Origin of the sequence: Clostridium lundense DSM 17049 (genome assembly GCF_000619945.1) — a bacterium.
GTDB lineage: Bacteria > Bacillota > Clostridia > Clostridiales > Clostridiaceae > Clostridium_AO > Clostridium_AO lundense.
The window spans coordinates 61931-82301 of the sequence record NZ_JHVC01000017.1 but is presented as its reverse complement, the minus strand read 5'-3'; the positions used below and the strand labels follow the sequence as shown (position 1 = coordinate 82301).

The following is a 20371-nucleotide window of genomic DNA, read 5'->3' as shown; positions in this document are numbered from 1 at the left end:
TTTGCGATTTAACATCAAACTAATATAAATAACACATATGAAATAAAATAAGGAGGGTTAAAAATGGTTAGTGGTAAAGCATTTAAAACGCTACAAAAAGTAGGTAAAGCAGTTATGACACCAGTATCTGTTCTTCCCGCAGCAGGAATTTTAGTTGCATTAGGTAGATGGTTCATGCAGGGCCATGGATTTATTAATGTAATAGGACAGATTATCTATAATGGTGGCTTAGCAGTATTTGTAAATTTATCTCTTATATTTGCTATAGGAGTTGCTATAGGGTTTACAAGTAATGTTGGAGTAGCAGGACTTGCTTCAGCAGTAGGTTATGGAGTACTTACCAGTGTATTAAAAGTAATGGGGAATATTCAAAATATCAAAGCAAGAGGAATAGAAAGCATTGATATGGGAGTCTTTGGAGGAATTATAATAGGTCTTCTTGCAGCAAAGATGTACGATAAATTCCATGAGACAAAACTTCCACCTTACTTAGGTTTCTTTGCAGGTAAGAGGCTTGTGCCTATTGTTACTGCAGCAAGTGCTCTTCTAATTGGTGTAGTTTTCTCATTTATATGGCCTCCAATACAATCAGGTATAAATAGTTTTGCAAGTTTTGCAACAGTATCACCTTTTGGACCAGGTATATATGCAGCAGGTAAAAGAGCTTTAATTCCAGTTGGATTGCATCATGTTTTTTATCCACCATTTTTATATGAGTTTGGAAGATTTACAGATCCAGCTACAGGAGAAATATTAAAGGGAGAGGCAGCTAGATATTTTGCAGGAGATCCTACTGCGGGATATTTTATGGCTAGTGAGTTCCCAATAATGTTATTTGGACTTCCAGCAGCTACTTTAGCTATGTATTTAAGAGCAAAAAAAGAGAAGAAAAAGGCTATAGCAGGTATGATGCTTACAGCAGCAGTAACATCAATACTTACAGGTATTACAGAGCCAATAGAATTTTCTTTTATATTTGTAGCACCACTTTTATATGTATTTCATGTTTTAGGGGCATTTTTATCAGGTTTCTTAACTAAAGCATTAAGTATTAGATTAGGTTACAGCTTTTCCGCAAGTTTAATAGACTATGTGTTAGGAATAACTAATTCACAAAATGGTTGGAAGTTATTTTTAATAGTTGGACCTATAATTGGAATACTATACTTTGTAGTATTTTATTATACAATAGGAGTATTTGACTATAAAACCCCTGGAAGAGAAGAAGAAATTGAAACTGTAAATACTGAGGAAAATAAAAACTTAGATAAATGTTCAAAAGCCTCAAAAGTATTAGAAGCTTTAGGAGGTAAAGAAAATATAGATGCTATAGATGCTTGCATTACAAGACTTAGACTTACAGTTCATGATACATCCAAGGTTGATAAAGGAAGATTAAAATCATTGGGTGCAGCAGGTACTATGGATGCAGGTGGAGGAAATATTCAGGTGGTATTTGGAACTGAAGCAGAAATGCTTAAAGATGAAATTAAAAAAATAATGTAATTTATTATAAAGGAGAATGTATATGTTTAATTTTTTTAAGAAAAATAATAATGTAATAGAGGTCAAATCACCTTTTGTGGGAACATGTTTTAATGTAGATAAGATACCAGACGAGGTATTTGCATCCAATATGATGGGAGAAGGAATTGGTTTTTCATCTAAAGATGGAATATTATATTCACCAGTAGATGGGGAGATAATTCAAGTATTTCCTACAAAACATGCAGTAGTTATGAAATCAACAGAAGGACTTGAAATATTACTTCATATAGGTATTGATACAGTAGGTATGAAAGGTGAAGGATTTGAGGCTTTTGTAAAAGCTGGAGATAAAGTTAAAGCAGGAGATAAATTAATATCATTTGATTTAAAGTTAGTAAATGAAAAGGCAAAATCTGATCTAAGCCCCATGGTTATTACAAATAAAGAAATAATAGAGGATATAGAATTTAATTATGGAGATATAGACACTAGTTCAGTAATAGCTAAAATAAAAATTAAAAAATAGAGTGAAAAATATGTGAAAGGAAGGATTTAACTATGGCAGAGAAGAATATAATAATAAAAAATGAAACTGGCTTACATGCAAGGCCAGCTATGGAAGTAGTTAAAGAAGCCTCAAAATTTAAATCAGATATATTTTTAATAAAGAATGGAAATAACTATAATGCTAAAAGTATTGTAGGAATTATGTCTATGGGATGTGTAAAAGGAGATGAAATTACTGTAAAAGCATCTGGAGAAGATGAAAATGAAGCGGTAGCTTGTTTAATTGACTTGATAGAAAACCGCATAAGTAAATAGGGGGGAATTATGGTGATAAAGGGAATAAGTGCTTCATCAGGCATAGCAATAGGTAAAGCCTTAATATTAAAAGAAGATGATTATGAAATTGTAAAAAAAGATGTGGTTGAATGTGAATGTGAAAATGAAAGGTTTAAAGAAGCTATAGAAAAGGGAAAAGTACAGCTTCAAAATACCATAAATACCACAATGGAAAAGTTAGGGGAAGAAAAATCAAAAATATTTGAGGCGCATTTACTTATGCTAGATGACCCAGAATTTGTTGGAGCTATTTCTTCAAAAATACTTCTTGAAAAAGTAAATGCAGAATATGCTTTAAAAACTACTAGTGAAGAGTTAGCGTCTATTTTTGAAGCTTTAGATAATGATTACATGAGAGAAAGAGCTGCAGACATAAGGGATGTTGCTAGTAGAATAATAAGAATATTAAAGGGAATAGAAAGTGTATGTATAGGGGATATAAAGGAAGAATGTATTATAATATCAAAGGATCTTACGCCATCGGATACTGCTCAAATTGATAAGGAAAAAGTATTAGGGTTTGCTACAGAAATTGGTGGGATTACATCACATTCTGCTATTATTGCTCGCTCTATTGGTATACCAGCAGTTCTTGGTGTAGGAAAAGAAATTAATCATATAAAGGATAATGACTTGCTAATATTGGATGGAGATAATGGAATAATAATAGTTAATCCAGATGATAAAACATTAAATAATTATAAAAGCAAAATGTTAAATGATATAGAATTTAAAAAGAACCTTATCAAATTTAAAGATATGGAATCTATTACATTAGATAATAGAAAAGTTGAGGTAGCAGCAAATATTGGTTCAGCTAAAGATGCTTTAAATGCTATAAGCAATGGAGCTGAAGGAGTAGGACTGTTTAGAACAGAATTCTTATATATGTCTAAAGAAGAGTTACCTAGTGAAGAGGAGCAATTTAGCGCTTATAAGGAAGTGTTAGAAAAGTTAGAAGGAAAACCTGTAATAATAAGAACTCTTGATATAGGTGGAGATAAAAAACTTCCTTATCTTCCTATAGAGGAGGAATTAAATCCATTTTTAGGATATAGGGCAATAAGATTATGTTTAGATAGAAAAGACATATTTAAAACTCAGCTAAGAGCATTACTTAGAGCTTCTTTATATGGAAACTTAAAAATAATGTTTCCTATGATATCTAACCTTAAGGAATTAAGGGAAGGAAAAGCTGTATTGGAAGAATGTAAAGGGGAATTAAGAAAAGAAAAAATAGATTTTAATGATAAGGTACAAGTTGGAATAATGGTAGAAATACCTTCAGCAGCAGTTATTTCAGATGTGTTAGCTAAAGAAGTTGATTTCTTTAGTATAGGAACTAATGATCTTATTCAGTATACCACAGCGGTAGATAGAATGAATGAAAAGGTATCTTATCTTTATGATTTCTTTAGCCCAGCAGTATTAAGGCTTATAAAGACGGTAATAGATAATGGACATAAAGAAGGAAAATATGTTGGAATGTGTGGCGAAATGGCTGGAAATATTGAATTGATTCCATTACTTTTAGGTATGGGATTAGATGAATTTAGTATGAGTGCATCTTCTGTACTTAGAGCTAGAGCTACAATAAAGAATTTAAAATATGAAGAGTGTAAAAAATTAGTACCAAAGGTTATGGAGCTAGGAACTTCTGATGAAATAAGAGAATTTCTTAAAAATAATACTAAATAGGGAAGTTAGAATCAATATGTTATAATAGGTGTTATCAAGAATAAGAGTAATTTGTAAAAGAGTGCATTTTTTTACAAGTTACTCTTAATTTTTATCAATAAACTAACAATCTTATGAGAAAAGTTATGAAAAATAACAAGTATTGTTGAAGTATGTAATTAAATTTTATATACTTAAATGGTAATATTTTAAGTTTTAGGTGCCTTATTTTCATGAGGTTAAAAGGGAAAGTGGTGAAAATCCGCTGCAGCCCCGCTACTGTATACGGCGACTAAGTCCTAAACCACTGGAATTTAGTATTCTGGGAAGGAGGATGGAGAATGAACCGTAAGCCAGGAAACCTGCCTAAAGCTTTTGATTAAACCTTCGGGGGGAGGGAAAATCAATGAACATATTGATTTATTGTTTATATTTTAATTCGGAATAGCAAACTTTACTTAATTGGTGTAGGATTATGAGTTGATAATTTTTAGATTATTATGAATTTAAGCAAATAAGTAGGAGTGAGCTATTAGATGAAAAAAATTAAGGATTTAAAAATTTCCACATGTATGATTGTTATGGAGATATTAGCTATAGTTATTATTGTATTTTTAGGGGCTCTAGGAGCATACACTATAAGAAATATTAATAAAAATTGTATTACAATGCATGAAGAAAATGTACATCCAATTATAGAAGCAAATAATATAAAGAGTAATTATTTAAGTATAAGGATTCAAGTAAATAGGGCTAATAAATATTATGATAAAAATTATGATAATGTTATAAGAAATTATGATGAAAAGTTAAAAAACAGTGTAAAAAGTTATTTGAATACTAATCTCGATAGAGATGAAAAAGATATACTAGATAAATTTAATAAAGAATATAATGATTATATATATTTCTGGAATAAATTGGATAATGAATTATCAAAAGGACATAAATTAGCCGAAGAAGATTTAAAGAAATTAGATCAGTTTAGTAATAATATAGAATCTAAATTAAACTGGTTAATAGAGTACAATGAAAAGTATGCTGATGATTTGGAGAATAACAATGAAGAGACTTATTTATTAAGTATTAAAATATTTATAATTGTTGTTATAATAGGAATAGTTTTGTTTACATTAATATGTGCATTTGTAATAAATAATATAAAGAAACAGTGTGGAAATATTATAAAAAATGTAGATAAGATTGCAGATGGAGATTTAACTGTAGAATTCAATTCAGATAGAAATAATGAAATGGGATTTATACAAAAATCTCTTAATAAAACTATTATAAATGTATCAATAATGATAAACGGAGTAAAAGAAAAGTCATGTAATGTAAATGAGAAGTCTAAAGAATTACTTTCCATATCTCAGGAGATCCAAGCATCTTTGGAAAGTGCTTCAGCAGCTACACAAGAAATAGCAAGGGGAACAGAGGAACAATCAGAAGATCTAATAAATATAAATAAGATGGTAGATGATTTTAGTAATGAATTGAAGGGGATAATCCAAAATATAAAAAATATTGAATGTCAATCAAAATCTGTAGATGATATGGCTAAAGATAGTACTAGTAATATGAATACCTTAATAAATTCTATACAAAATATAACAAGTTCTTTTGGTATGTTTTCAGATAGGATTTTAAAGTTAGAAAAAAATATAACAGAAATTTATCAAATTAATAATATAATAAATAGTATTTCGGAAAGAACAAATCTTCTATCTTTAAATGCAAGCATTGAAGCTGCACGAGCTGGAGAATCTGGAAAGGGTTTTGCGGTGGTTGCAGAAGAGGTAAGAAAGTTAGCAGAACAAAGTAAGGCATCTGCAGAAAGTATAGAAACATTGGTGAATAATATATCTCAAGATAGTAATGAATTAATAAGTGGAAATAAATTTGTGGAAAATGAATTAGATAAGGGAACGGATATTATTAATAATACCATTGATTCTTTTAAGAAAATAGTAGAGTTGTTACAAGAAATAATACCTAATATAAATGTTTTAAGTAATTCTACTATAAGTATTGATAATAAGAGTGAGGAATTATTTGAAAAAATAAATGGAGCTTCTGTAGTATCAGAGGAAATATCATCATCTATAGAAGAGATATCTAGTTCTATTGAGCAAATAAGTGTTAATGGAGAAGATGTAACTTCTATAGCTGAAAAACTATCCAATATGATAGAAAATATGGAGGAAAATGTAGATAAGTTTAAAGTTAATTTAGACTGATAACCATTGATGTTACTACTATAATTTTTATTGCTAATTTGTAAATAATTATATATTTAAAAACGAATTCTTAGGAATTCGTTTTTTTCTATAATAAATAGCTTAAGGAAACATTTACCTGGAATAATTAAGAGGAAAATAATATATAAGGTAAAAAAAATGTATTATAATAATTATAGTGGTAATTTCGACAAAATAGCACAAAAAATTTAAAGGAGGAAATCTATGAAAAACTCTATAGGAAAAAAGATGTTAACTGCTATGATGATGATTTCATTTGTATGTATTTTAATTGTAATGGCATCCAATTATTTTACTTACAAATCCTTGGTAAGGGAAGGAAAAACAGAAGCAATTAATGCTGCTAATGAGTCTGTATCTATAGTAAATACAGATGAATTGATGAAAGTGATACAAGATAAAGATATTAATAGTAATGAATATAAAGATATTAGGCAGCAATTGATTAACTTTAGGAATGACAAGAATATAAAATACTTATATATAATGGGAATAAAGGATGAAAAAAGTGCCTATTTTATTGTAGATTCCAGTATAAAAAATGCTGATACGCCAGAAAGTACATATACTCTTGAAAAAGAAATGAAAGATGCCTTTAATGGTACTGTATCATGTTCAGGTAAATTAATCAAAGATGGTGAGGGTATTTTTATTTCTGCATATGCTCCTATAAAAAATTCTAAAGGTGAAGTAATAGCGATCATAGGAGCAGATTATAATGGAGCAGATTATCAATTTATGAAAGACAGAATGATATTAAGTTTTATCTTTGTTTCATTTTTAATTATAATAGTATCATTTATAACTAGTTATATTTTATCCAAAAGAATATCTAAAAATATTAATATAATTAAAAGTTCTTTAGAAGATATGTCTGAAGGAAATCTATTGAATAGTGTAGAAGTAAATTCTAAAGATGAAATTGAAGAAATATCAATATCGATAAATGAATTTAAAGATAGTTTTTGTAATTTATTAGGCAATATAAAATATCAATCAACAAAAGCCCTGCAATATTCAGAAGAGTTAGCGTCGGTATCAGAAGAATTATCCTGTAGTTCCGGGGAAGTTTCTGAAACTATTAATAATGCAGCCCATGGTACAAGAAGCCAGTGGGAGAATTTGGAGAATATAAATGGTTTCTTTCAAAAATTTGACATAGAGTTAGATGAAATGATAAGTTATATAGAAGAAGTAGCACAAAATTCCATAACCATTGATAATATATCAAAGGATAATATGGATAATATGCAAAAATTAATTCAACATATAGTCCATATAAGTAAAGATTTTAAAAAATTTATAGAGAAAATAAATTCATTGGGAAATGATATTAAAGAGATTAATAACATTTCAATATTAATAAATAATATAGCAGAGCAAACAAATCTTTTAGCACTAAATGCTTCTATAGAAGCAGCTAGGGCAGGGGAGGAAGGTAAAGGTTTTTCAGTAGTAGCAGAGGAAATAAGAGCACTTGCAGAGGAAACAAGAGATTCATCAAATGGCATAAGTAAATTAATAGGAAAAATATCAACGGAAACTGTTAATATCATAAATTCCACGGAGTATATAGGAAAAAAATTAGATAATTCAAAACAGGTAACAACTACATCCATGAATTCTTATGATCAGGTAATACATTTAATACAAGTTATTGTACCAAGGATAGATTCTATAAATAACTCAGCTAAAAATATAAGTAAGGAAAAGATAAAGCTTTTAAGGGAAAATGAAGAAGCATTATCTATTGCTAAAAAAATAAATGCCTCTACAGAGGATGTAGCAGCTTCTTCAGAAGAAATAAGTGCTTCTACAGATGAATTAGCTCAAACGGCTACTAGATTAAGTAATATGTCACAAGAATTAATGGAAAGTATAAATAAATTTAAATTTGAATAGTTTTTAATATAAAAGGGGGATTTAATTATGAAAAAGGTTCTTATGGGCAGGGGGGCAAAAACTATTATAGAAGTTTGTGCAAAGGTAAAGGAAAAAGAACAGGTTTTAATTATTGGGGAATATAAAACAAAAAACATTGTTGAAAGTATAGCAACTTCAGTATATGCAGTAGGATCAGAGCCTACAATTATGTACATAGTACCTAGAGAAAGAGATGGTGAGGAACCACCAAAAACTGTAGCGGCTGCAATGAAAAGCAGTGATGTATTTATATGTGCTGTTTCAAAATCCATTACTCATACTAAGGCAGTAAAGGAAGCAGTAAATGCTAACTCTAGAGGAATAATGCTTACTCAATTTGAGGAAGATATGCTTATAAGTGGAGGAATAGAAGCAAATTTTGAATTGGCTTCAGTAACTTGTAAGGCTGTAGCTAAAGCCTTAGAAAATAGCAAGGAAGTAAGGCTTACTACGCCTAGTGGAACAGATTTAACTTTTTCAGCTCATGGAAGAAGAGGAAACGCTTTAACTTGTATTGTTTCTTCAGGAGAATTTGCTCCTGTGCCTACAATAGAAGCAAATGTATCACCATTAGAAGGTACTGCAGAAGGAGTAATTGTAGCTGACGCAAGCATACCTTATATAGGAATAGGAATTTTAAAGGAAAATGTTAAAATTCAGGTAAGCAAAGGTATGATTATAGATATTTCTGGTGGAAAAGAAGCAGACATTTTAAGAGAAAATTTAGCTCTTAAAAATGATCCTTTTGTTTATAATATTGCAGAAATGGGGGTAGGGCTTAATCCAAATTGTAAATTTACAGGACTTATGTTAGAGGACGAAGGCGTATATGGTTCTGTACATATTGGAATTGGAACTAATATTACTTTAGGTGGAAATGTTAAAGCAGCCTGCCATTATGACCTTATAATGACTAAACCTACAGTTATAGCAGATGGTAAGGTAATATTAAAACAAGGGGAAGTTTGCATTTAAAAATAAATGCTCTAAGGAAACGATAATCTTTTCCTAGAGCATTTTTGTTTACAAATTAATATATATATTTTAAATATTTGCTAGAAGACCAGCCTTCCACTCCATTTATTCTTATTTTCATCCATGAACCATCATTTGAATAATCAATTACTTCTGCATATTGATTTTTGTATAATACACTTAGTATGGAAGAACTAGCAGAAGGATTACTTCTAATATTTAAAGCATAAACACCATTTACAGTAACATATTTGCCTTCATCAAGTAAGCCAACAAAGTCTTTATATATCCAACCAGTAGTACCATTATAATTTACCTTATACCAACCAGAGGAATAATCCATTAAATAAATAATACTATTTAGTGGTATGGTATTTATAGTAGCAGAATCTGTTGAAGGACCGCTTCTAAAATTAATCCAATCATTAGCATTAGTTACTTTGGCAAATATTCCTGGAGTAATTGGAGGTGTTGTAGGTTCTTCAATTATATTAACATATCTTCCTGGAATATATCCTTTGTTAATTTCATTCATGCTTATAAAATATTTTTTTGTTCCTTGTATTCCACCATAGATATCGTCAGTAGTTGATTCATAGGTAAAAGCACCGTAGACACCATTTAATGTACCCCATTTATCAAATATAACAACATGATCGCATGGCTTGTCCAAAATATCCATATGCTTTAAATCATTTAAGTTGATTTTTGTAAAATATTTATTGAAAAGGGTTGAGGTAGAAAGCTTATAATCTTTTATATTAAATGTCGCTTGAACAAATCCTGAACAGTCTATACCAGCAGTTCCTGAAATATATCCATATCCAGCTTCGGTATTTACGTTTCCAGCATGAGCACCTTTATTTATGGCATCTAAAAAGTTTGTCCAAGGTGAATCAATTGAAAAAGAATCTAGAGAGTCTTGTCCGCCCCAGTTATAAGGTATTCCTGTAAACTCTGCTGTAGTAACATTGGTAAACTGTTTTGGAGATGTAATTAGGTTAGTATATTTTGGATCTATGATACCGTTTTTATCTGAAGAGTATGTCCATTTAAGATTAATCATGTTTAAGGCTCTTTGCTCAGCGGTGCTTCTAGTTATACCGGTTGTTTCAGCAGCTTTAACTTTCGGCAATGGAGCGGCAGTAGAAACTAATAAAACAAGCATACTTAGTACTTTACAAATACTTTTTTTCATACTCATTCTCCTTATTGGTTAAATTAAGTTTTAAAAATAATATTTAATATACATGATGAATACAATTATATTTAGTATTGAATATGTTATCAATGATTAAGTTGTGGAAATATATCTAAAATTTTCACCAAAAATTATATTTAAGGCTAACTTAGCATATTGATTTTAATCAGTATATATATTAAAATTTGCAAATGTAGTGGGGGATAGTGGTAAACTATATTTGATAGAAAATTATTAAATTTAAGGTAGTTGGAGAGATGGTAATATGAATAATAATTACATGATGGAAAACTATAAAAATATTGGTAAAAATTTCAAGAGAAATGGGCAGATAATAAAAGCATTACAGTTTTTCAATAAGGCTTATAATCTACCAGAAGGAAGGAAAAACATAGAGCTAATTTTAGATTTGGCACTGCTTTATGATGAATTGGATAATGCGATTATGGCAGAGGAAAAATATAGAGAAGTAATTAATATAGCTGAAGAAGAGCGGGCATATTATGGGTTAGCCATACTATATGAAGATAAGGGACAATACCATGAGGCAATAAATTATTATAAAAAAGCAATTAGCATAAATCCTTATTATCATAAAGCATACTTTTTTTTAGCTAATTTATATGATGAGATGGGAGACAAAGAAAGTGCTATTAAATATTATAAAAAAGCAGAAGAAATACAACCTATAGATTTTTGGACTCATATAAATTTAGGGTGTATATATGAAGAGTTAAATAAGGATTATCATGCTTTAGAAGAAATGAAAAAAGCTTTAGAAATAGATCCTAATCATTATATGGCACTATTTAATATGGGTGTTATATCAAAAAAGTTAGGGAATTCTAATAAAGCAATAGAGTATTATGAAAAATCAATATGTGAAAATAAAAAATATGGGTATAGTTTTCTTAATTTGGCTGTACTTTATAAAGAGCTGGGAAGTTATGATAAAGCTATTCATATTATAAGTGATGGAATTTTAAATAATCCAGAAGAACCATATCTTTATTATAATAGGGCTTGTTTTTATGTTCATGAAAAATTAATAGATGAAGGAATTAATGATATAAAGATAGCTATAAAATTATATCCGGATTTTATAGATTATATGAAAAAAGATGAGGAACTTGTATTAATTAAAAAGATTGCTCCAGAACTTTTTTCAGAGCATAGATAATAGAGCAAAGAGCATAGATGAAAAGTTGCTCAGCAATCTATACTCTATAATCTGTGCTCTTTGCTCTAAAAAGCTTTGTTGTAATTTTTTTATATTTTAAACTTATCAATAATACTTTGTAATACAGTTACACTATTTTTATTTTCTATAGAAGTATTTTCAATTACTAATACCTTTTCATTAAGAGATGAGGATTTATCAGAAATACTTGTAATCTCATCTGTGCTTGAGTTTATGGTTAAGGACATTTCTCCAATAGCTTTTGCAATACCAGTTATTGATGCAGTTAACTCTTCTGAGGTAGCCGAAAACTCTGTCATAACTTCATTATAATTATTAGCGTCTTTTTTATATTCCTCAGCAGTTTGTATAAGGATATCATAATCTTTAGTAACTTCTTTATCTATAAATTCTAATATTTTATTAGAACTTTCTATTAAAGCTAATACAGAACTATTTACTTGCTTAATGATTGTTTGAATATTAGATGCAGTTTTTGAAGATTCTTCAGCAAGTTTTCTTACTTCTTCAGCAACTACTGCAAAGCCTTTTCCAGCTTCTCCAGCCCTAGCAGCTTCAATAGCTGCATTTAATGCTAAAAGATTTGTTTGACCTGTAATATTTAATATAGATTCTGCCAACTCATTTACTTTAGATACGGAACGAGCCCCATCAATAGCTTTAGAGAGTTCATCCTTTACTGTGTAATACACTGTAATAGAATTTTCCTTAGCTTTTTTAGAAGATACCTGCATATTATCGGCCTTATCAGAAATTTCATTTGCATTTATAGAGCCTTCTGTGGCTTTATGAGCCATTAAGTTAACAGCATTTTCGATTTCTGTGGAGGAAGCAGAAACTTCTTCTATAGTGGCAGCAGATTCTTCCATAGCAGCTGTGAGGCCTTCTATTGCTGTATTTGTTTCTGTTGAAGATAGTTTTAATTCAGCAGTTAGTTTTTCTACCATATTTGCATTGTTGTTTATGCTGTTACTAATACTTGATAATTGATTAATCATTTCTCTTAAATTTTCTCTCATAGCAGTTGTTGATTTGAATATTATTCCTATTTCATCATTGTATTTAGAATACTCATCATAGCTATTATCATGTTCTAAATCTAAGTTAGATGTTTTATCAACTAGCCTTGATATTTTTATAATAGGCGTTGTTATCTTGTTAGATATGAATGTAGCTATTAATATTGAAATAATTATAGCTAGAAAACTAACTATAATTATAATTCTAGTTAACTTAGTTATAGGAGATATTATTTCATTATAATCACTGGTTATTACTAATATCCAATTTGTTTTATCTACAAAATTATATGCAGCTACTTTTTTAGCGTTGTTATATGTATATTCTACAGAAGCAGGCTTTAAGGTTTTGCCTGAAGAAATATCACTTACCACCTTTTTTATAGATTCATTTTCTACAGGTTTTCCTATTTTAGATAAATCTTTATGATAAATCATAATTCCTTTACTGTCTAATAAATAACCATAACTTCCTTTTGTATTATTTATATTTATGTTTGATAAATGTTCAGAAAAACTTTCTGCTAATACTGCAGTTCCCACATAGCCTAATATTTCATTGTTTACTTTTATAGGTGATGTAAATACAATAATTTGTTTACCAGTTGATTTTGAAACCACCAAACTACCTATACTTTTAGAGCCATTCATAGTTGTTTTATGGTAATCTCTATCTAATACGTTTTTACCAATAGTGCTAGCTTCACTATCAGAAATAATTAACCCTTTAGAATCTACGATAAAGGCATGTTCTATATTTCCTACTTCTTTAACATATCCCTTTAACCATTCATTGTTTGATTGAATAAGTTTTTTATAATTATCATCTAGTTTAGAAGAATTATGTGCCTTCATAAGAGCTATTATATTACTTCTATTTGATAATATAGTAACTAAAGTTTGCTCCCTATTTATAATAGTATTCATAGTGGAGACTACCCTTTCATTAATAGAGATCATGGAATTTTTGGTAGAATCTATCATGGCTTTTGAAGATTGAATATAATTGATTGTACCAGTTAAGGAAAGGGATAAAAATATAATTAGGGAGATAATTATTGGCAGTTTCTTTTTTAAAGTCATAATATTGTCCTCCTTATTAATTTATATAAAATATAAACTTTCTATCCATGAAATAATAATATATTTGTATATGATATCGAAAGCAAATACACTTTCTTTAGAACATTAATTTATAGCTGTAAATTAACAATTTGTGTAATAAATAATCGAATTTCTAAAATAATATTTATTTTAATTTAAGTACAACTAAAATATTGATAACAGTATAAAATAGTATTGTTATTAATATTTTATGTGATAAAATTGTATTGGGCGTATGGATATAATAATCAAGTTATAAGGGGATCATAAATTATTTGAAAGGAGCTATATATGAAAAAAGAAGGTATATTAAAACTGAGTATAATAATTATCTTGATTTTGGTAGTTATTATTATCTTGGAAAAGTTTAATATAGACATAAGAAAAATAAATATAAATACCTTGGCTAATTATATAAAGAATTATGGGAAATATGCAGGATTGTTTTTTTTAGTTATCTGTGGATTGAAGCCCCTAATGCTTTTTATGCCAGCGGCCATGTTTTCTGTAGTAGGAGGAATTTTATTTGGGCCAGTTGAAGGATTCCTGTTAAATATGTTTGGATTCTTCATATCTGGAACTTTAGCTTTCTATCTTTCTAGATTTTTAGGAAAAGCTACTATAGATAAGATTCTAAAAGGACGAGCGTTGAACATAAATGCAAATCTGGAGAAAAACGGATTTAAAATATTACTTTTATTAAGACTGCCACCAGTATTACCTTATGATCCATTAAGCTATACATGTGGATTAACAAAAATAAAATATAGAGATTTTATTTTAGCGTCTCTTATAGGAGTATCACCTGAAACATTATGCTATTCAGTTATGGGGGAAAACATATTAAATCCTTGTTCTGCAAAATTTATTATCCCATTATGCATAGTAATAATTGCTACAATTACATCAACATATGTATTTAAGAAAGCAAATTCACAAGAATAGTAAATTACAAATAGAGTTTTTATAGTGCAGAAAAATAAGAAGGCTGATTATAGTATACTGTAGCTAGCCTTCTTATTTTTTATGCTTTATTCTTTATTTTTAGGGGGTAATAAAGCTGCTGAAATTCTAATTAAATAGATTATAGATTCGTCTGGAATTGGACTACTAAGATTTAATGCATTTATCATTTCTTTAGCCATTTCTAATGCTTTTATTTCTTTTATATTATTAGGTTCATCTTTATAATTTGATTCTACATAATTAACAGCTTTAGAAACAGCCCTCAATATTTTCTTTACATTTTCAGGAGTAGCATCTTGTTCGGTTAAGGTATTTAGAATATATAGAGTTATTCCAAAATAATCATCTTTTATAGTAATTCCCTTATCCTTTAGCAGGTATAGAAGGTAACCAATGCCAACAACTAAAAAAACAATGAGCACATATTGAAGTATTATACTTGGCATAAATATCTCTCCTTTCATGCTTTTAATAATTTTATATGCAGGAAGAAGTGAAATGGAAACTATAACTTAAATATAAAATTCTAAATTATAAATAAAAAATAATAAAGAATAGATAATAAATAAGGAAATCTTAATCCATAGGTAAGATAAAGTTTAATTAAGTACTTTTCGAAAAAGAAAAGTGTCATCATTTATTATTAATAAGTTACAATTGACTTTGTCATCTGCTTTCTTGAGAAATGTGTGTAAATTCGCAATTATTTCTGTTCTGTAAAATGGGAACGTTTGTTTTTATAAAAAATATCTGATATAATCTTAATTTGTGATGAACTTGATTTAAGGGAGGATGTTTATGGAAAAGGAATTTGAAAAAGCTTCTTTATATGATGTAACGGCCCTCACATCCCTTGAAAAATTAGAGCCTGTTCGTGTAAGACCAGGAATGTATATAGGCTCTACAGGGGCTAAGGGGCTTCATCATTGCATATGGGAGATACTAGATAATGCTATAGATGAAATTTCTAATGGTTTTGGAAATAAAGCTACTATTGTGTTAAATAAGGATAAAAGTGTTACTATAGAAGATAATGGAAGAGGAATTCCTACAGGAATACATCCTGTAAAGAAAAAATCAGGAGTAGAGATGGTTTTTACAGAGCTACATACTGGAGGAAAATTTAATAATTCCATTTATAAAACATCTGGAGGACTTCATGGAGTAGGTGCCTCTGTAGTTAATGCTCTTTCAGAGTGGTTAGAAGTAGAGGTAAAGCAAAACGGAAAGATATTTAAACAAAGATTTGAATATGCCTATGATAAGGGTTTGAAGAAAAAAATGCCAGGAACAGCAGTAACTAATTTGGAAGCTGTAGGAGACACAAAAGAAACAGGAACAAGAGTTACTTTCATGCCTGATAAAGAGGTTTTCTCAACAATAGATTTTAAATTCGATGTTATAGATGAAAGACTTCAAGAATTAGCTTTCCAAAATAAAGGAATAACTTTAAAACTTATAGATAATAGAAAAGAAGAAACTATAGAAAAAGAATATCATTCAGAAAGAGGACTTTTAGATTTTATAGATTATTTAAACGAAAGTAAAACAGTACTTCATAATCCACCTATTTTGTTTGAGGGGGAAAGAGAAGTTAATGAAATAACTATGTATGGAGAAGTATGCATGCAGTTTACAGATTCAACTACAGAATATATTGCAAGCTATGTAAATAATATTCCTACTACGGAATCTGGAACTCATGAAACAGGCTTTAAAACAGGTATGACTAGAGCCTTTAAGGAATGGGCTAAAAAGCTTAATCTTTTAAAGGAAAAGGACATTGAGTTTGAAGGTGACGATTTAAGAGAAGGGATGACTGCTATAGTAAGGATAAAATTAACTAATCCTGTATTTGAAGGTCAAACTAAAACAAAGCTTGGAAATAACGAAGCTTATACTATGATGAATGATTTAGCTTATACTAAACTTTCTGAATGGATTGAGGATAATAAAGAAACTGCTTCTCTTATGATAAATAATGCATTAGAGGCTGCAGCTAGAAGAGAAAAAATAAAAAAGATAAATGAAGCGGAGAAGAAAAAAATAGGAAAGGGAACGGCTCCATTAGCAGGTAAAATTGCGGTATGTACCCTGAAGGATTCTTCTGTGGCTGAATTCATAGTGGTGGAAGGAGACTCAGCTGGAGGTTCCGCAAAACAAGCAAGAGATAGAAGATTCCAAACCATAATGCCTTCAAAAGGTAAAATAATGAATACAGAAAAACAAAAACTTGAAAATGTATTAAGTAGTGAAGAACTTAAAATATTTAATACAGCTGTAGGTACTGGTGTCCTTGATAATTATAAAGAAGAAGACTTAAAATACGATAAGATAATAATTATGTCAGACGCGGATGTGGACGGATATCATATTAGAACATTATGGATGACCTATCTATATAGATATATGAAACCATTAATTACAAATGGACACTTATATATAGCCCTTCCACCACTTTATAAAGTTTATAAACAAGCAAAAGGTGGAGAAGTAGTAAGATATGCTTATAGCGATGATGAATTAGAAAAGACAAAGAAGGAAATTGGGAAAGGTTGTTTAATACAAAGATATAAGGGATTAGGTGAAATGAATCCAGAGCAGCTTTGGGAAACAACACTAAACCCAGAAACAAGAACAATACAAAGAATTACTATTGAAGATGCAGCTAAAGCTGAGAAAATGGTATCTTTATTAATGGGGGATGTAGTAGAACCAAGGAAAAATTATATGTACAAATACGCGGAATTTTAAAGGGGTGTTTCAATGTCAAAGAAATTACAAATACCAAAGGATAGAAACATTATTTCTATGCCTATAGAAGAAGCTATGCCAGACAACTATTTACCTTATGCAGTCGAAGTGGCAAAGGATAGAGCACTTCCAGATGTTAGAGATGGCCTAAAGCCTGTACATAGAAGGATAGTTTATGGATCATATAAGCTTTCAGCTTTTCCAGATAAGCCTTATTATAAATCAGCTAGAATTGTAGGAGATATTTTAGGTAAATATCATCCTCATGGGGATACCTCAGTATATGATGCTATGGTAATATTAGCACAGGATTTTACTACTAGAAAACCATTGATAGATGGACATGGTAACTGGGGAAGTCAGGATGGAGATAGTGCAGCAGCTATGCGTTATACTGAAGCTAGACTTACACCTATTGCCCTGGAAATGATAAGGGATATTGATAAGGGAGTAGTCAATATGGTAGATAACTATTCTGCATCTGAAAAGGAGCCAGAAGTATTACCAGCAAGATATCCTAATATACTTGTTAATGGTGCTTTTGGTATAGCAGTAGGTCTTGCTACCAATATTCCCCCACACAATTTAGGAGAAGTAATAGATGCAACTTTAGCATACATAGAGAATAATAATATAGATACAAAAGGTTTAATGGAATATATAAAGGGACCAGATTTACCTACAGGAGGCATACTTATAGGTAAAAATTCATTGTTATCTGCATATGAAACAGGCACAGGTAAGGTTACTTTAAGAGCTAAGACATCAATTGAAAAGTTGGAAAGTGGAAGATTGGGTATTGTAATTACAGAATTCCCTTATAGAAGAAATAAAGCAAAGCTTCTTCAAATTATTTCTGAAATGACAGCAGACAAAAAACATTCAAAGGCATTAGAAGCTATAAGTGATATAAGAGATGAGTCAGATAGAACAGGAGTAAGAGCAGTTATTGAATTTAAAAAATCTGTTGATGAAGAAACAGCTTCAAAAGTTCTTAAATATTTATATAAGAAAACAGACCTTCAATGTAACTTACCTTTTAATATGGTAGCTTTAGCTAATGGAAAGCCAGAAACTATGGGGCTAAAAACCATAATATATCACTATGTAAATCATCAAAGGGATGTAATTACAAGAAGAACAAAGAGAGAATTAGAAATTGCAGAAAAGAGATTTCATATAGTACAGGGATTTATTAAAGCTATAGATATTATGGATGAAATTATCCAAACCATAAGAGCATCAAAATCTAAAAAAGATGCAAAAGATAATCTTGTAAATAAGTTTTTATTTACAGAAATGCAGGCTGAAGCTATATTGGAACTTATGTTATATAGACTTACTGGGCTTGAAATAAAAACATTTGAAAAAGAGTATAAGGAACTAGAAAGAGAAATAAAAAGACTTAATAAAATATTACAAAGTGAAAAAGAACTTTTAAAGGTAATAAGAGATGAACTTTTAGAAGTAAAAAATAAATATGCTGATAATAGAAAGACTGCTATAGTTGAGGATGATGAAAAAGCAAAGATTGATGTAGAAGATCTTATAGTTGAAGAAGATGTTATAATAACTATGTCTAATGAAGGATTTATTAAGAGGGTCCCACTGAAATCCTATAACCGTTCAAATGCTAATGTAGAAGATATTGAATATAGAGAAGGAGATTTTAATAGATTTATAATTAACTCCAACACAAAGGATACATTAATATTATTTACAGATAAGGGGAATATGTATCAAATAAAAGTGATTTCTATTCCAGAATTAAAATGGAAGGAAAAAGGAGAAAGAATTGACGAACTAATAAAGGGATTAAATTTAGAGGAAGAAGTTATTGCGAATACGTATTCCATAGACAACTTTGCAGCTCAAAAAGATTTCCTATTTGTAACTTCTAAAGGAGCCATAAAGAAAACTAATTTAGATAAATACAATACAAGCTATACGAAACTTATGGCATTAAAGCTTAAGGATGATGAAAAATTAATTAAGGTAGAACTAATTTCAAGAGATAGAGAAGAAAAGTTTATAAAAATTAAAACTGGTGAAGGGTTAGAGTTTACTATGGAAGAACCAGCGTTACAAGCTGTAGATAGAAATATTTCGTCCACACAATTGTTTAATTTAAGTGATAAAGACTTTATTCACAGTGTAGACTTTGTAGAAGAAGGAAACTTTAAGACTTTTCATCTAGGAATAATGAAAAATGGAAAAATAAAAGAAGTAAGTGGAAGAGTTAAAAGCTATGACTTTATAGTTAATACAGATAGTTCAGAGAAGTTATTATTATTCTTAGAAGATGGAAGTACAATGTTAATGCCATGTTATATGCTTCAAAGCTTAGAGGATAAAGGTATAAACATAATAAATCTATTAGGAAATGAACAAAGAAAAAATAAGATTTTAAATGTACTATCATTTAAAGAAGGAGAAGAATTAAGCATATATTTCTTCACTAAAAATGGATTGGTGAAGAGAACTATGATAAATGAGTTTTATGGAGACTATTTTGTTACTATGGGTTATAAATTTAAAAATGACAAAGATGAGTTAATAGCTGTAGATTTTTCAAAAGAAGAGAAAAAAGAAGATATAGTTATAATAACAGAAAGAGCTATGAGTATAAGGTTTGATAAAAATTCAGTAAATCCTATGGGAAGAATAGCTTCTGGAGTTACAGGAATAAGCCTTAGAGAGGATGACAAGGTAGCTTTTGCCTTTATTATAAAAGATGAAAATAAAAAGATAATGATAAAATCTATGAAAGAGGTTGACAAAATAGTACCATTAGAAAATATAAAGGTTCAAAATAGAGCTGGTAGAGGAAATAACATAATGATAGTAGTTATGGATGACTATGTAAAGAATATAGAAGTTATTAAGTAAAAAATGGATTGTCTCAAAAAATTTTGAGACAATCCATTTTTAGAGTATAGATTATAAACAGTTCAGAATA

At 29.4% G+C, this 20371-nt stretch carries 14 protein-coding genes and 1 riboswitch; of the genes, 11 read left to right on the top strand and 3 right to left on the bottom strand.

The window, feature by feature from the left end:
* The first annotated feature begins 63 nt into the window (after positions 1 to 63).
* The 7 genes from T514_RS0117260 to T514_RS0117230 all read left to right on the top strand — a co-directional run bounded on the left by T514_RS0117260 (position 64) and on the right by T514_RS0117230 (position 9167).
* On the top strand, positions 64 to 1506 hold the full coding sequence (locus T514_RS0117260; protein WP_027625901.1) for a PTS transporter subunit EIIC: 1443 nt from the start codon (positions 64 to 66) through the stop codon (positions 1504 to 1506).
* A 22-nt stretch (positions 1507 to 1528) separates the two neighbouring features.
* Positions 1529 to 2014 carry a glucose PTS transporter subunit IIA gene (locus T514_RS27645; RefSeq protein WP_027625900.1) on the top strand — a complete coding sequence of 162 codons (486 nt, stop codon included), beginning with the start codon at positions 1529 to 1531 and terminating at the stop codon, positions 2012 to 2014.
* 32 nt (positions 2015 to 2046) lie between these two features.
* Positions 2047 to 2310 (top strand): HPr family phosphocarrier protein, encoded by a 264-nt coding sequence (locus tag T514_RS0117250; protein ID WP_027625899.1) that lies wholly within the window; start codon positions 2047 to 2049, stop codon positions 2308 to 2310.
* A gap of 9 nt (positions 2311 to 2319) precedes the next feature.
* Positions 2320 to 4029 carry a phosphoenolpyruvate--protein phosphotransferase gene (ptsP, locus tag T514_RS0117245; RefSeq protein ID WP_027625898.1) on the top strand — a complete coding sequence of 570 codons (1710 nt, stop codon included), beginning with the start codon at positions 2320 to 2322 and terminating at the stop codon, positions 4027 to 4029.
* 180 nt (positions 4030 to 4209) lie between these two features.
* Positions 4210 to 4392, top strand: a riboswitch (cobalamin riboswitch).
* Between the two features lie 152 nt (positions 4393 to 4544).
* Positions 4545 to 6248 carry a methyl-accepting chemotaxis protein gene (locus T514_RS24870; protein ID WP_051542109.1) on the top strand — a complete coding sequence of 568 codons (1704 nt, stop codon included), beginning with the start codon at positions 4545 to 4547 and terminating at the stop codon, positions 6246 to 6248.
* A 225-nt stretch (positions 6249 to 6473) separates the two neighbouring features.
* The gene (locus T514_RS0117235; protein ID WP_027625897.1) at positions 6474 to 8171 is read left to right on the top strand and encodes a methyl-accepting chemotaxis protein; all 1698 of its coding nucleotides are present in this window, start codon (positions 6474 to 6476) and stop codon (positions 8169 to 8171) included.
* A gap of 27 nt (positions 8172 to 8198) precedes the next feature.
* Entirely contained in the window at positions 8199 to 9167 is a 969-nt protein-coding gene (locus tag T514_RS0117230) for an aminopeptidase (protein ID WP_027625896.1), read from the top strand.
* A gap of 55 nt (positions 9168 to 9222) precedes the next feature.
* On the opposite strand, the gene T514_RS0117225 is transcribed toward T514_RS0117230, so the two are convergent.
* On the bottom strand, positions 9223 to 10365 hold the full coding sequence (locus T514_RS0117225) for an SH3 domain-containing protein (protein ID WP_027625895.1): 1143 nt from the start codon (positions 10363 to 10365) through the stop codon (positions 9223 to 9225).
* 268 nt (positions 10366 to 10633) lie between these two features.
* On the opposite strand from T514_RS0117225, the gene T514_RS0117220 reads away from it, so the two are divergent.
* Complete coding sequence (locus tag T514_RS0117220) at positions 10634 to 11548, top strand: tetratricopeptide repeat protein (protein ID WP_027625894.1); 915 nt, start codon at positions 10634 to 10636, stop codon at positions 11546 to 11548.
* A gap of 89 nt (positions 11549 to 11637) precedes the next feature.
* Here T514_RS0117220 and T514_RS0117215 read toward each other — a convergent pair whose 3' ends face one another.
* Positions 11638 to 13671: a methyl-accepting chemotaxis protein gene (locus T514_RS0117215; RefSeq protein ID WP_027625893.1), complete on the bottom strand. Its 2034-nt coding sequence runs from the start codon at positions 13669 to 13671 to the stop codon at positions 11638 to 11640.
* 312 nt (positions 13672 to 13983) lie between these two features.
* Between T514_RS0117215 and T514_RS0117210 the strand changes: the two genes are divergently transcribed.
* The gene (locus T514_RS0117210; protein WP_027625892.1) at positions 13984 to 14637 is read left to right on the top strand and encodes a TVP38/TMEM64 family protein; all 654 of its coding nucleotides are present in this window, start codon (positions 13984 to 13986) and stop codon (positions 14635 to 14637) included.
* 86 nt (positions 14638 to 14723) lie between these two features.
* On the opposite strand, the gene T514_RS0117205 is transcribed toward T514_RS0117210, so the two are convergent.
* On the bottom strand, positions 14724 to 15104 hold the full coding sequence (locus T514_RS0117205) for a hypothetical protein (protein ID WP_027625891.1): 381 nt from the start codon (positions 15102 to 15104) through the stop codon (positions 14724 to 14726).
* 352 nt (positions 15105 to 15456) lie between these two features.
* Here T514_RS0117205 and T514_RS0117200 point away from each other — a divergent pair, with 352 nt between their 5' ends.
* Both T514_RS0117200 and T514_RS0117195 read left to right on the top strand, forming a co-directional pair.
* On the top strand, positions 15457 to 17412 hold the full coding sequence (locus T514_RS0117200; protein ID WP_027625890.1) for a DNA gyrase/topoisomerase IV subunit B: 1956 nt from the start codon (positions 15457 to 15459) through the stop codon (positions 17410 to 17412).
* Between the two features lie 12 nt (positions 17413 to 17424).
* The gene (locus T514_RS0117195) at positions 17425 to 20301 is read left to right on the top strand and encodes a DNA topoisomerase IV subunit A (protein ID WP_027625889.1); all 2877 of its coding nucleotides are present in this window, start codon (positions 17425 to 17427) and stop codon (positions 20299 to 20301) included.
* Positions 20302 to 20371: the final 70 nt, after the last annotated feature.